Origin of the sequence: Paenibacillus sp. V4I7, assembly GCF_030817275.1 — a bacterium.
Taxonomy (GTDB): Bacteria; Bacillota; Bacilli; order Paenibacillales; family NBRC-103111; genus Paenibacillus_E.
The window spans coordinates 6,486,961-6,501,876 of sequence record NZ_JAUSZD010000002.1; the positions used below are offsets into that span (position 1 = coordinate 6,486,961).

Sequence of the window (14,916 nt, forward strand, 5' to 3'; positions counted from 1 at the left end):
CGTAAAATCCTCCTTCTTTCTATATCTGAACTAGGCTTGGACTTTCTCTCTGCGTCTTCTGGCTACCTCGTCTTCATATGCTGCTTGGACGACCGCATCTCTCACGCGTTCTGCGACCGATTGATTAAAAACACTTGGAATAATGTAAGACTCATTCAACTCATCCTCTTGAACAACCGATGCAATCGCCTTGGCTGCGGCAAGCTTCATATTCTCTGTCACCCTGGACGCCCTGCAATCCAGAAGCCCCCGGAACAAGCCTGGGAAGCACAGCACATTGTTGATTTGGTTTGGATAGTCCGAACGGCCGGTAGCCATAACCCGTACATAAGGCTCTGCCTCTTCGGGGAGAATTTCTGGCGTCGGGTTTGCCATTGCAAAGACGATCGGATTCTCCGCCATTTTGGCTACGTCTTCCCTTTTAAGTACGCCTGGACCCGATACGCCGATAAAAATATCTGCTCCTTCAATAACTTCCGAAAGCGATCCTTGAATCTGCTTCGGATTCGTATGTTCTGCATACCATTGCCAAAACGGATTGTCGTAAACGCCTTCACGTGTGATGGCTCCCTGCCGATCGACACCAATAATATTTCGAACACCTGCCGCCATCAGCATTTTGGTGCAAGCCGTTCCTGCCGCACCAATGCCGCAAAGCACGACTTTGCAATCCTCAAGCTTCTTGCCCACGATCTTAACGGCATTAAACAATCCTGCCAAAAGCACCACAGCTGTACCATGCTGATCATCATGAAATACGGGAATATCCAGTTCCTCGATAAGACGCTGTTCAATCTCAAAGCATCTAGGTGCAGATATATCCTCAAGATTGATTCCGCCAAACGTCGGAGATAGCGCTTTCACAATACTTACAATTTCATCTGTATCCTGTGTAGCCAGACATATTGGGAATGCATCGACACCAGCTAACTGCTTAAACAACATTGCCTTTCCTTCCATAACAGGCATCGCTGCTTCTGGTCCAATATTGCCCAGACCAAGTACGGCAGTTCCATCGGATATGACCGCAACCGTATTCCGTTTGATTGTCAGCGTATGGGCAAGGGATGGCTTTTCGTGGATCGCCATACATACCTTTGCAACACCCGGCGTGTAAACCCTGGAGAGGTCATCTCGATTTTTAATGGGATACTTTGGACTCATTTCAATTTTCCCGCCCAAATGAAGCAGAAACGTTTGATCCGAAACATGAACGATTTTTACTCCCGACAATGTACGGATGGCCGCAGCAATCAGTTCAGTATGCTTGTTATCGTATACATTGATGGTGATATCTCGAACCGTGATGTTTTTGTCCGTTCTAACGACGTCAATAGCAATAATATCCCCACCTGCATCACTAATGGCCGTAGCAACACTGCCGAACGACGCTTTTTCCTTATCCAATTCCAGTCTCAAAATAATACTTGTATTAACTCCCGAAGGGATTGACATAATTGCACCTCAAGCGATATCAGACTTTGTCACATCTATTTCTGTTTTCATGATATCGCTTTCAAAAGAAGACGTGAAGAATTTGACCATATTGGTACTTATGGTCTTTTTGGTCTTCACTTTGACTTATGATCTTTTATCCTCTGTCATCCATACATACCTATTGATCGGACGCCCTATCCCGCCGTATTCAAGGTCTAGCTTCACCTGCTTATTCTTCTCCAAAAACTCCAGATACCTTCGTGCCGTAACTCTTGCCAATCCTACGCCCTCGGCTACTTCTTCAGCGGATAAAGATTTGTGCTGCTGCATTAGAAATAGCATGACTTGTTTCATCGTCAGTGCTTGCAGACCCTTGGGCAAATCCATTTGCAAGCTGACGGCAGGTGTTCCAGGAATCGATTCTCCCACGGTTCCATGTAATAATTGATCCAATTCAACTTGTGATAATGTCGATTCCTTACCTAATCTCCGTTTCATCATTCGGTAATTTTCCAATGCCTCTCGGACTCTTTCAAACTTAAAAGGCTTCATGATATAGTCCACTGCCCCCTGATGAAGCATCCGCTGGATCGTTGGAATGTCATTAGCGGCTGTAATTACAATCGCATCTGTATGTAACTGTTCATTTCGAATTTGCTGCAGCACTTCGGTTCCATTTTGCCCCGGCATATAGATATCTAGAATTACGAGGTCTGGCTTCAAATCACGAACTTTATCGATTCCATCTACACCGTTAGCGGATGTCCCTACAATTTCAAAGCCGGGAACCCTCTCAATAAACTGCCTGTTCACTTCAAGAACCATCGGATCGTCCTCAATCAGTACGACTCTGTACATGAGTTTCTTCCTCTCTTGTATGCATAGGGAAAGTGAGAATAAAGCTCGTCCCCACGCCAACCGTGGACTCCACTTCCAGATGAGCACCGCATTTGTTCACAATATTATGGATTAAATACAAACCAATGCCCCTGCCTTCGCCAGCATTTGTTGAGAAGCCTCGCTCAAACAGGCGTTGTTTGGTTTCCTCCCCCATGCCTTTCCCATTATCCTCGACCAAAATTGATAATAGGTCATCATCCTGCTCGATACTGATAAAGATCTCTTTCTTCCCATCCTTCTCCTTCAGAGCATCAAAAGCATTCTCAATCAGATTGCCCAAGATGACCACAATGTCGTGCTGATCCATATTTTCCGGAAATCGCACCAACCTGCTTGCCCGGTCCAAACGAACATCGATGCCCAACTCTCTGCCGCGGCTGATTTTCCCCAAAAGTAAACCGGCCGCGCTTTCATTCGCGATCTTGCTCGAGACAAAGCTGCTGAGCTCGGATTGAGCTTCCATCGTTTCGAACAAATAATCCAGCGCCTTCTGCTTATGATCAAGTTGGATCAAACCGCCGATGGTGTGCAGCTTGTTCATATATTCATGATTCTGCACACGAAGTGCGTCAACAAATGCCCTTACGCCGGTCAACTCTTCAGCGATTTTCGTCACCTCCGAGCGATCTTGAAAAATAGCTACGGCGCCAACCGTTTGATGGCCTACTTTAATAGGAACCCGATTACTCAAAATATCAGCAGGTCCTATATGCAGCTCTTGGTTGTAAATAGCATGATTAAGCTGCAAAATTTCTGGAAGTCTCGTGTCCGGCAGTACTTCTCGAATAGGACGTCCAAGTACGTCCCCTTCGATTTGCAGCATTTTTTTGGCTTTATCATTAAATACCGTTACGTATTCCTTACTGTCTATCGCAATAACCCCTTCATGCATCGCATTGAAAGTAGCCGTTCGTTCAACGAGCAGCTGCGCAATCTCAACAGGCTCTAAACGAAACATCTGCTCCTTAATATGCCTAGAGAGCATCCACGAACCTAGAATACCAAAAAGCAAAGACAAGAGGACCGTTACATAAATTTGCCCCCTCATATCAAGAATAATTCCTGTCAATCCCGGAACCAGCTTTCCCACCAACACGACACCAATTTGCTCGTGTTGCTCATTCATAACAGGTACAAAGGCTCTGAGAGCTGTCCCTTGCTCTCCTTTTGCCCTGGAAAGATACGTATGCTCGGCAAATGCGGAATGCTCGTCCTCTCCCTGAGAAAGCTCCCCTATTCGGGAGGATGATGGGTGAGACCAACGAATGCCGTTCATATCCATGACAACAATATAGTCAACGTCATTAATGATTCGAAGACGTTCAGTAATTGGATTAATTTCCTGCCTTCGGCTCTGTTCCGTCAGCCCGCTGAGAATAGAAGGCAATTGTGTAACTGTACGTGCAGTCACAAGCAGTCTCTGTCCTAGTTCTTGTTCCTGGAGGTGAATAACACGGCCTATTAAATTGATACCGCCGATACAAATTGCAAATAAAACAATGCCGAACGACAGGATCGTAATTTTCCAATTCATGCGAAGTCCCTTGATCCTCAAAGCCGATCACCTACTTTCTAGCCTAACGTTTTATTTCTAAGATTATCATACATTATGTTACACTGAATTTATTATCCATAACAAATGGGGGTCCATATGAGAACGTTTATCGGTATCACTATGTTTCTTTTAATCGGCCTCCTAACAGCGGTAGGATTCGGCTTTTCCTGGCAATTTAATAGCGGACCGCTCGTTAATGATGATGAGCAGATCGGACTCGGTCGACAAACGGTCATTCGATTCAGCTTTAGTGTAGCGGAGAATACACCCAAAGGATTAGCGGCTCAAAAGTTCGCCCAACTAGTCAAAGAAAAGACTAACGACACCCTCAAAGTAGAGTTGTTTCCGAACAGTACTTTATACAATGAAACGGAAGAAGTTGCGGCTTTGCAGGGAGGCAGCATTCAAATGATTGCTCCTAGCTTCTCTAACATATCCGAAGTCTTTCCCGAATGGATGGCGATGGACCTCCCCTTCGTTTTTCAAAACGATGAGGATGTAGCAAAAGCTTTTCAAGGAAAGATCGGGAACATTTTGATGCGTAAATTAGAACCAAAGGGCATCGTTGGTCTCGGTTTTTGGGCCAATGGCTTTAAGCAAATGACGTCAAACCGCGGTACTCTTGCTCATCTGGAAGATTTTCGGGATTTGAAGTTTCGAATTCTTCCAAGCAAGGTTATTGAATCCCAATTTCGTCATCTGAATGCGAAGTCCGTCCCTATTCCTTTTAACCAAGTATACCGCAGCATGGAATCCGGTCTGGTAGACGGTGGAGAGAATACAATTTCGAACATCTACTCTAAAAAGATGTATCAAGTCCAAAAATATCTAACCATAAGCAATCATGCTTATCTAGGTTATGGTGTGCTAATGAATAAAGTATTTTGGGAGAAGTTATCCGCCGATCAGCAAAAAACGATCAATGAAGCCATGCAGGAAACAACGATCTGGGCTAATCAAAATGCGATTGAGATCAACCGCAAACAATGGAACGAGTTACAGAAGATTGGACAGATGAACGTTCATATCCTAACCAATGAGGAACAGGATGAATGGCAGCAGGCGCTTGAGCCTGTTTATGAAGAAGCTCGATCCTACATTAGTAAAGAGCTCATGGATGCCGTGTACGAGCTTAGACGGGAATACGAATATTACGAACCAGATCGGACATAATATCTTTCGACGGTGAAAACAGCGAGGTGTAGTGTCAAAGATCATTCAATGATAAAACACCAGGGAAGTTGTTATTGAATCGATATTGAAGCGAGGCGATGTGCCGTGGGCTCATTAATGTAGTCATGTACTGCAATAGTGTGTTAAGGTAAAGACCGAGCAAAGTAAGGTTCAAGGCAAAAGTACCATCAATCTATTCACCGTCGAAGAGGACTCCGAAAGGAGTTCTTTTTTAGTTTTGATGTAAGCGTCAAAAACCCTTGCCTTTGGAAAAATCAGTGCTTCGAAGCAAATCCATTTAATCACTGTTGATATATACGATTTTTCGAACATAATTTGCGGGATTCATGCAAAAAGACAAATTATATACGATTTTTCACATAGATTTTTCACTTTAGCTATGGCCGCGTTTCAGAGCATCCAAAGTTCCCCTCTTCTTCGCCTAAGATGATCACCTATCCATTTATCGTGTTCGATCTCAAAACCCATTCCCTGATCACCCGCCTCTTCATTCGATTTAAAAAACACAAAACCCCGACTCCTTTCCGATTTAGAAAGGAAGCGGGGCATTCTTTGCTACTCGGTTATTTCGTGATATCCATAGTGTGCCACAATATTGTCAGAGAGCGCAACAGGAAAATAGATAACTACAAAATCCGGCTGAACGATCCGAAATCGGAAAGATTGCGGCCGGCCATCCGGTTCAGCTTTAGGTAACTGTACGCGTATTTATAATAATGGCCGTGCCTGCTGTCCGCGAATGCCTGCTCCCAGTATGGCTGTTCCAACGGACTGCTCATGGGTATTTTAAATGGTGGATCATATTCCGTCGGATTTTTTTCCAGCCCGTTTGCGTAGACCAGAATGTCCACTCTTGTGAATAAGGAAGTCTCCGACTGAACAAGCCCATGATCGCGAAATACTTGCTTCAGCTCTAAGATGGAGTGGCCATGAGTAAGGAGGTGTCCGAGCTGCATATCGCCTTTTTCCATTTGGTACGGCCTCTGAAAGTTATGGAAAAGATCAAGCACAACAGCGGGAGTCAGTTGAACCCTTGTTGTCGTTACAGGGATGTCTTCAGGATCAATGACGATGTTGTTTCCGTTTATCGTTACATAACCCGGACCGGACGCAGCAAATCCCTCCAGCAATGCAGTCATGGCATTGTACAATTCGACCGTTGCCGGAACTTCGGAGCGAGAGAGCGCAGCCAGCATATAATACGCATAGATCACATCATGACCCAATGCATGGCAAGATTGATCTTTTTTGACGAGCAAGCTCAAAATACCATTACGAAAGCCTGCGTATTCCTTGTGGGCACGATACTGCTTATCGTTTGGGTGTTCCTCCACCGTTTTTTCGAGATGTTTGCGAATCGTGGCTTCCAGCGTTCCCGGTACCAGGTTTTCTTCCAAAACTCCAATCAAGGCTAAAACCGCGCACGCCCAGTGGCCTTCCCAAATGTTCGTCTGCGATGATTCAATCATTTTTTGGCATGCCCATTTCTTGTAAAAATCGATACCCAGAGCGGATCCCCTCCTTTTTACCGTCAGCCAGTCAAAGTACCAAAAAACCTTTTATTATAGCAATAGTAAACATACTTTGTTCTATAGATAGTGCATCGTTATCTCACTTCTGACTAGAAATCTTGCATTAATACCCGTCTGCCCAATCCCCTTAGATATGTAGTAAGTCCCAAATCGATTTTTATGGAGACCCTTATAAATCCCCATCCTAGGCAATTTACCCGCATTTTTGATTCTAAAGAAAAATGGAACATTAAATTGTTTACCATGTAGATGCCCAGCCACTAAATAGTCATATTGTATATTTAAATGTAAGACTACGTTAGGATCGTGGGTAATAACGATTTTAGTTTTACTATGATCAACATTTTGAAACGATCTTTCTATATTGCTCTTGCCTGAATCAAAATCATCAATTCCAATTAACTCAAATTGCTCTAAATGTACCGATTCATTAGTTAACAAATGCAAACCATATTTTCTTAGTAGATTGATTAAATCCTGTACATTTTTTTGCTGATAATCATGGTTTCCGAGAACACAATAAATGGGTACGTTACATATAACCAAAGCTCTGAGATACTTTTCTAGTTTAAAGAGACTTTTTCGATATTTGGTAAAATCACCTGTAACAAAAATATAATTTGGTTTCTCACGATTAATAATAGTTGTAATTTTAGATGGACTTATCCTTAATCGTTCTACATGCATATCACTAATCTGTAGGATTTTCAATCTTAAATCCAGAGGGTATTTAATCCGCTCAACTTTTAGCCATTGTGTAGGTAAAATGAAAATTATATAAAATAAGAGTATTAGAATCAATATGGATAAATAAGTCAAATAACTTCACCATCCTCCTCTTAGAAATTTATTTTGTCGAAGTTAACATATATTCTAGATATTTCGGAATATTCCTTTACAGTTAAAAAAGGCGCTGCAGTGGTGCTAAGAAGTAAACACTTCCCACCCTGCAGCGCCTTACTATTTTTTTACGAACAAATTGCGGCTTCATATCGTAAGGAGGCACCGATAACAGCCAATTCATTAACCAATCCTAGCTGCTTGAATACGTGCAAGCTGCTGTTAACTGTCATAGCATTAATATGAGGATACTTTACACTGAGCCCTTCACATATGTCTTTGACCGTTGTGTAACTCCCCTGTGCATAAAGATATTCCAATAACGCACGCCGCTGCGGTGTTAAGGTAATATTTTTGGCCCACATCTTCTGCAGCGCTAAATTCAGATCATGTTGTACCATCATGGAAACCTCCTCTACGATTTATTGACATTTATTTATGATGACCTTTAACGTTTCAAATGTTGTAAGTAAGTCGATATGTCCACGTTCAAGCCTTCCGCCAAACTTTCTCCCAACTTTGCATCAGCTCTATAAAAGTTACAAATCGCAAGCAGTTTCGATTTCTCATGTACGGAGGAGAGGTCTCCTACCAAATTGGAAATGAAGTTTGCTTGCTCCTGTTCAGTGAAGCTGCGGAATGTGTCTCCGGCTTGTGCGAAATCATTGGTTTTCGCGATTTTTTGTCTAACAACAGTTCCGCCCAGTGGTGCGCTGCTATCGCGGAATTCAGGCGCTTCTTTTGGTGCATCAGCATGACGAGTCGGCTCATAATTTACACTGCCAGCCTGCTGCTTCATTTGCATAGCGCCATCGCGTTGGTTATTTTGCACGGTTGCATAAGGGCAGTTCACCGGAATTTGCAGGTAGTTGGCACCGAGACGGTGTCTTTGTGTATCTGGGTAGGAGAAAAGTCGGCCTTGCAGCAGCTTATCTTCCGAAGGCTCGATCCCTGATACCAACACACTTGGCGCAAAAGCTGCTTGCTCCACATCTGCAAAAAAGTTCTGAGCGTTGCGGTTTAACGTCATCGTCCCTACTTTTTGCAAAGGTATCAGATCTTCTGGCCATACTTTTGTTGGATCCAGTGGATCAAAATCGTAAGCATCCAGATCTTCTGGCTGCAGCAGCTGCACATGCAGATCCCATTTCGGGAATTCGCCGCGATCGATGTGGTCGTACAAATCTCTTGTCGCATGGCTGAAATCCTCGCCCTGAATGACTGATGCTTCGGCTTTGCTCAAATTGCGAACGCCTTGATGCGGTTTCCAGTGATATTTCACATACACATAATTCCCTACGGAATTGATCCATTTAAACGCATGGACACCAAATCCATTCATTTCACGGTAATTCGCCGGCGTTCCGTAGTCTGAGAATACCCAAGTCAGCATATGTGTCGATTCCGGTGTCAGTGACATGAAATCCCAATAGCGGTCAGGTGTCTGAACATTTGTGTCAGGCGCGGGCTTTAAGGAGTGAACCATATCAGGGAATTTCATCGCGTCACGGATAAAGAAAACAGGAAGATTATTGCCGACTAGATCGTAGTTGCCTTCTTCTGTATAAAATTTAACCGCGAATCCACGTGGATCGCGTGCTGTTTCAGGTGACCCTTGACCGTGAATAACGGTGGAAAAGCGTACGAATACCGCCGTTTCTTTGCCCGCTTCAGCTAGGAATCCTGCTTTCGTATAGCGTTTCATGGAATTCTCGACCGTAAAGGTTCCAAAAGCTCCCGCTCCACGCGCATGAACCACACGCTCCGGAATACGTTCCCGATCAAAATGAGCGATTTTCTCTAATAAGTGGTAATCCTCCAATAGCGTCGGGCCGTTCTGACCTGCTGTCCGTGAGTTCTGGTTATCGCCTACAGGCGCACCTTGATTCGTTGTTAAGTGGTTATGGGACATCTGCATTCTCCTTCGTAGGTAAAATTGTAATAAAATAGTACGTCACTTATTTAGAATAATTATTATGTAATACCTATTTTATTTTAATTGAGAAGAGTTGTCAATAACGCTTTCTACGCTTGTTAAACCTGAAATTGCTGTAATCTACAAAGGTGTGATCTTTAAAGGGAACAAGGATCCGCTATTTGTGCGGAAACACCCGAATCTAGGATTAAGAGGAACGTAGATCCTCTATTTCGCAGTTATCCCCCCTGTAAAGATGAAATATATGGTTACAGACACGACTCCACATCCCCTCGCACCTGTAACGATGAAAAATATCTTTACAGCTTGTGCGTTGGCTGTGGGTTATTGCACACTTTGCAACAATATGAATAAAATTGGCTACATCCACTCCCATTGGAAAATGTGCAGTATTCTAAGGAATGGGTATATCATTATGAGGTGGAGATTGGATTATGTGCAATGAAATCATCTCAATCTCTCATGCCTCAGAAAACTTATACTTTCTTATTCTTAAAAAAAGCCGTTAAGTCCCACCGCACATGCGGACGAACTTAACAGCCTTCAAAACTAGTGATTACGCGATTATCTTCGAATCCATTCTGCAATTGGCAATCCTAATTCCTTCATACCCTCAACAACTAAGTTAGCCACTTCAACCGCACCGGCTTCTGAGAAATGTGTATCATCTTTGAGCCCATCCGGATAATTGGCATATTCCGCAGGATTAAGCCAAAGAAACAACGATTTCGTCCGTTCTGCTCCCCATTTTATGAAAAGCTCTTTGCTCTTTTCCGCTAAATCTATAACGGCTACCTCGCATTCCTCCGCTAGTCGCTTCATAGCAGCCGGATATTCACCATGCGTATCGGTGAATATTCCCTGCTCGTCAAAGCTGCGCCTTTGAACAGAGGTGATCAGAACCGGTGTGGCCCCTTTTGCCCTAGCCCCCTCCACATACTGCCGCAGATGATCCAGATAACTTGTCCGGGGATTGGTATGTCTTTCTTTATCGGGTTTCTGATCATTATGACCGAATTGAATAAAGAGGTAGTCCCCTGTACGTATCCGTTTTAATATAGCGGCCAAACGCCCCTCATCGATAAAGCTTTTGGAGCTTCTTCCCGAAGCGGCATCGTTGCTTACAGCTACACTGTTTTCAAACAAACGTCCCAGCACCTGTCCCCATCCAAGACGCGGATAGTAAGAGGACGCATAGCTCGACATGGTCGAGTCACCAGCCAAATAAAGGGTAATCGGTTGTATATCCGATGTCGGATTCCAACCGTCATGGCCCGCTAGAATATGCTGGGCAGTAAGCCGCTGCGCTTCCATGTGAGTGGGTGCCTTGGACCATTCTATGCGTCCTTGGTTAACAGCTCCAGGACCAACGCTTCCGTATTCCATGAATTCAAGCGCATCCACACTCTCCCGTTCGTTCCATCTGTCCCATCCTTCCACCTTGATATGGGGTCCCAACCAGCAGTTAATGAAAGCAACCTTTGCGTAATTCCTCCAGGGTCTTCCCAAACCAACCGATTGCTCAGGCGCATCACCGGTTAATTTACATCCAATAAACACATACCCAAATTGCACATCCTCTGGTGTTGATGCTGCCGTGATCCACCCCCGTCCAGACGAAGAAATTTCACAATCCTGAAAGACAGCCGTAGCCGATCCGAAAATAAAATCAACATCCCCTTGGATATAACAGCGCTCATAATATTGACGCACTGGGCGTGTAGGGACGCCATCTCTAGGGCCCCCGAAGCTAGCACGGTCTCTCGGTTTGGGTGGCAAAGGCCCCGTAAACAACGTATCCTGATGACCAAGAAATTTGCAATCTTTAAAGGAGACCCGATCACCGTCGACGTAAGCAGCCAGCGCTTGCCCGACGATTTCCCCTTTTCCGGCTGAATTCTCGAACGTGATGTTCTCGAACGTAACATCATCCCCACTAATAAATACAGTGTAAGAATGAAAGGTGTTGTAAAGCTCTCCGTTCGGGAACGTCTTATTGGCATAATCATCATAGGTGATGATCGTCGTCTCCGCTGATTCCCCGATCAAACTGATAAGCGGTTTATGGATGTGAAGCTTTTCTTTGTAAATACCGCTTTTTATGTAAATGATCATCCGTTCTATCTGTCCATCAGGAATTTGATTGACTGCCTCCTGTATGCTAACGAAATCTCCACTTCCATCTGCTGCTACTGTAATCATGATTTATCGCCCTTTCTGGTCGCTCTGTAGGCATCAAATTGTTTTTGAATTTCGGTCATGACATGATTCATACCTGCATCCTTCAACTTCGCTCTAAATCTCTCCATCGTTACTGCCCAATCTACCTTAGCGTCATACAAGAGAGGCAGGTACTCCGTAATAATAACGTTAAGCTGGGCAATCTCCGATTTGATTGGAGCCAGGTCGGGTACAAAACCCAGCGTTGGCGATACTATCGCTTCCTTATCCCAGTTACGCAGCTGGTTGCTGTATTCGGGTGAGATATACTTACTGAAACGAACATATCGGATATCGTTCCAGCTCCAACTGATCGGCGTATATTGATGTTTAGGCTCAATCCCGTCATAATCGATGGCGCCGTCCTTCAACTTATAATTAACATCCTTAATCCCATAGGTGAACAGATCATAGTTTTCCTGACTGCTCCTCAGCCAATTGATGAAAGCTACAGATTCATTTACATGCTGACTCGTTGAAAAAACGGAAAGAATATTGTCCGCTCCGGTGAACAGGTACTTGGGTTTTTCCGGATGTAGATACACATTTTCCAGCTCTCCCTCTGGGTTCATTGCTTTAAAAGCATCGATTCTCTCTGTTTGCTTCAAAACAACGCTCCAAGTAGCGGCAACTTTACCCGAGTTAAAGGCAATTTCAGGGTCCGGATAACGAGAAGTATCTGAAGGTCCATACGGGATATATCCCTTCTTCTGCCAGTCATGCATCTTCTCCATGATATTCTGGAAAAAGTCCGATTCATACGTATTTCTGACCTTAAGCTGCGGATCCGCAGGATCAATATAAACGGGAGCATTCAGGTATCCGCCGGCAAAAAAAGCCACATCGCCATATTCTCTAAGCAAGAATCGGCCAGTATCATAAAAATAGGGTGTAATCGCCGGCTCATTCTTATGAATCGTTTCCAAATATAAATCCATGTCTGCTACTGTCTTGATTTCCGGAAGACCGTACTTCTTTCTCAAATCACCTCGGATCTGTACGAAGCTTTGAAATTCCGAAATCGGCATCACACGAGGAATACCGTAGATATGACCGTTAATCGTCACACCTTGAAAAGCGTAATCCGGTGTGCTTTTGACGATATTCTGACCATAATTTTCGAGTGCAGCATCAAGGGGAGCAAGCACTTTTTTGGAAACAAAATCCGATATATTGGAAAATGCCGATAAAGCTATGTCATAAGGCTCGCCACTCGCTGCGATCAGCCATACTTTATTCCAATACTGGTCATAAGGGATATACGTAAACTCCAGCTTAATCGGTAAACCATCCTTGGCCAGCTTAGCTTCAACAGCTCGAATGACTTCTTCCTGAGCAGCCGGTTTGTCCAAAGGAAACAATAGTTTAAGTGTTGTTGGCTGTATGTCCGATTTAGCTGGTGCCGGTGTGGAAACCATCGATGACTTATCAGGATTCGCCCTGCAATAGGTGATGATCACAACGAATAAAACTGTAGTTAATACGAAAAGCAATACATACATGGACTTTCTCATCTCGATCTCTCTCCTCCAGCCACCTTGAAATCGATTACAATTATGCCTTAGGCTGATCGGCTATCCCCCTATTTTAAGATAAACACAGCAGCCACGTAAACGGCTGCTGTGTTATCATCACTAATTATTTCTTACTAGCCGCTTGGTAACGGTCATATTGCGCCTGTCTGCCTTTAATAACATCTTCAGCACCCATACTCTTCAACGTCTTCAAGTAGCTATCAAATTTATCCAGGCCTTCTTTGCCTGTAATAAATTTAATATTCATTTCATTCACATACGTCGTGATATCAGGCATCACGGTATTTTCAGTATCCGCTTCAGCTTTCAGTGCGTATACGAAGGGGAACGGAGCTTTGATATATTTCTCCATCTCTTTATCAATCTTCGCATGCCACGGGGCTACCAGAACATCCGTTGCGTCAACGGACTGCTCGATAGGTAAATTAACCGGGTTGATGCCGAATTTCTGGATGAAGTCGTTATCTTTGCCTTTTTCGGTAAATTGCTTTTTACCATCGACAACGTCATAGGTTTGACCTTTAAGTCCCCAAACATAAATCTCTTTCGCTTCCTCACTGCTCGCGTAATCCAGATACTTAAACGCCAGCTCCGGATCCTTTGCATTCTTGGAAATACCGAATATGCCAGTGATCGGGTTTCTGCCTGTGTAGAATTGATCGCCATGAAGTCCCTTGAATGGGGCAATCCCCTTAATAAGCGGCTTCGTTGGATCATAGTCCTTGAATAGCTTGCTGTATACCATTGACGTGTACCAACTGAAATTGAAAGTAGCGCCCGTGATATTTTGAGAGAACTTCGACGTAATCTGATCCCCTGTTACACTGGCGAAATCCGACTCTAACAATCCTTCCTTATAAAGTCCGTTTAAATACGCGAGGTACTCCTTATAGTTGGGTTCGTAGTAGGAATAATGCACTTTGCCATCTTTATCTGCATAGAAATTATTCGCTAAATCCAGACCAAATACCGGGCCGAAAGCATTCGCCAATTGATTGGGAGCAACTGAGAACGGGATTTCATCCTTCTTGCCATTCCCATTCGGATCATCGGACTTAAACTTGCGAAGCATATCCGTGAACTCCTCCAGCGTTGTTGGGTCTTTCAAGCCGAGTTTCTCCAGCCATCTCACATTAACCATAAAGGTAGGCATGTAATTTTTGGTCACTGCCAATTGCGGAAGATAATAAATCTTCCCGTCCGGTGTGGTCAAGCTTGCTTTGAGAGCAGGATATTTTTCAAATAACTTTTTGATATTCACACCGTACTTATCAATATAGTCATTCAGCGGTTTGAATAAGCCGCCCTGAATATTTTTCATCGTCTGATCCTGATCAAGCTGGTAGATGACATCCGGCAAATCTGCTCCAGCCGCTAGACGTGGGCTAATCGCATCTTGATACGTAGATGGCGGCAGCAGCTCCCAATTGACGGTAACGCCCGCTCTTTTACTGATCTCCTGAACAATGGGAGCTTGGTTAAGATCCACATTATTCGTCCAGGCATTCGTAGCGAGAATTTTGAGTGTACCTGTTTTATCTGTAATCGGCCCAGTTCCTGTGTAGTTGAAGCCTGACGGTGCAGCTGTTGTGCCAGCATCCGTTTTCTTTGCTCCTGTATCTGTTGAGCTGGCAGTCGGCGTGCTGGAGCCTTCACTAGTACATGCTGCCGCCACAAGTGTAAATAGTGCAGCGGCCAGTGTCATACTTGCCGTTGTTTTTAGCATTCTTTTCATATTCATAACCCTCCCTAGTTTTAAGAAACTCG

General features: G+C 44.1%; 11 protein-coding genes. 1 reads left to right on the plus strand and 10 read right to left on the minus strand.

Annotated features, from left to right (window positions below; all coding sequences use genetic code 11):
• Positions 1-30: 30 nt before the first annotated feature.
• The 3 genes from QFZ80_RS30420 to QFZ80_RS30430 all read right to left on the minus strand — a co-directional run bounded on the left by QFZ80_RS30420 (position 31) and on the right by QFZ80_RS30430 (position 3,871).
• Positions 31-1,455 carry an NAD-dependent malic enzyme gene (locus QFZ80_RS30420; protein ID WP_307562433.1) on the minus strand — a complete coding sequence of 475 codons (1,425 nt, stop codon included), beginning with the start codon at positions 1,453-1,455 and terminating at the stop codon, positions 31-33.
• A gap of 126 nt (positions 1,456-1,581) precedes the next feature.
• Positions 1,582-2,295, minus strand: coding sequence for a response regulator (locus tag QFZ80_RS30425; RefSeq protein WP_307551974.1), 714 nt, complete (start codon positions 2,293-2,295; stop codon positions 1,582-1,584).
• Positions 2,273-3,871, minus strand: a complete 1,599-nt coding sequence (locus QFZ80_RS30430; protein WP_307562435.1) for an ATP-binding protein — start codon at positions 3,869-3,871, stop codon at positions 2,273-2,275. Before QFZ80_RS30430 ends, QFZ80_RS30425 begins: the two co-directional genes overlap by 23 nt.
• A 117-nt stretch (positions 3,872-3,988) precedes the next feature.
• On the opposite strand from QFZ80_RS30430, the gene QFZ80_RS30435 reads away from it, so the two are divergent.
• Positions 3,989-5,065, plus strand: a complete 1,077-nt coding sequence (locus tag QFZ80_RS30435; protein ID WP_307562437.1) for a DctP family TRAP transporter solute-binding subunit — start codon at positions 3,989-3,991, stop codon at positions 5,063-5,065.
• Between the two features lie 647 nt (positions 5,066-5,712).
• Here the strand turns inward: QFZ80_RS30435 and QFZ80_RS30440 are convergent.
• The 7 genes from QFZ80_RS30440 to QFZ80_RS30470 all read right to left on the minus strand — a co-directional run bounded on the left by QFZ80_RS30440 (position 5,713) and on the right by QFZ80_RS30470 (position 14,884).
• On the minus strand, positions 5,713-6,555 hold the full coding sequence (locus QFZ80_RS30440; RefSeq protein ID WP_307562439.1) for a hypothetical protein: 843 nt from the start codon (positions 6,553-6,555) through the stop codon (positions 5,713-5,715).
• A 120-nt stretch (positions 6,556-6,675) separates the two neighbouring features.
• Positions 6,676-7,437 (minus strand): metallophosphoesterase, encoded by a 762-nt coding sequence (locus tag QFZ80_RS30445; RefSeq protein ID WP_307551969.1) that lies wholly within the window; start codon positions 7,435-7,437, stop codon positions 6,676-6,678.
• Positions 7,438-7,586: 149 nt separating this feature from the next.
• Complete coding sequence (locus QFZ80_RS30450; RefSeq protein ID WP_307562441.1) at positions 7,587-7,862, minus strand: Fur family transcriptional regulator; 276 nt, start codon at positions 7,860-7,862, stop codon at positions 7,587-7,589.
• A gap of 44 nt (positions 7,863-7,906) precedes the next feature.
• Positions 7,907-9,370 (minus strand): catalase, encoded by a 1,464-nt coding sequence (locus QFZ80_RS30455; protein WP_373460205.1) that lies wholly within the window; start codon positions 9,368-9,370, stop codon positions 7,907-7,909.
• Positions 9,371-9,958: 588 nt separating this feature from the next.
• Positions 9,959-11,596, minus strand: coding sequence for a pectinesterase family protein (locus QFZ80_RS30460; RefSeq protein ID WP_307562444.1), 1,638 nt, complete (start codon positions 11,594-11,596; stop codon positions 9,959-9,961).
• Positions 11,593-13,128: an ABC transporter substrate-binding protein gene (locus QFZ80_RS30465; RefSeq protein ID WP_307562445.1), complete on the minus strand. Its 1,536-nt coding sequence runs from the start codon at positions 13,126-13,128 to the stop codon at positions 11,593-11,595. Before QFZ80_RS30465 ends, QFZ80_RS30460 begins: the two co-directional genes overlap by 4 nt.
• Before the next feature lie 124 nt (positions 13,129-13,252).
• A complete protein-coding gene (locus QFZ80_RS30470) occupies positions 13,253-14,884 on the minus strand; it encodes an extracellular solute-binding protein (protein ID WP_307562448.1) in 1,632 nt (543 codons plus the stop codon).
• Positions 14,885-14,916: the final 32 nt, after the last annotated feature.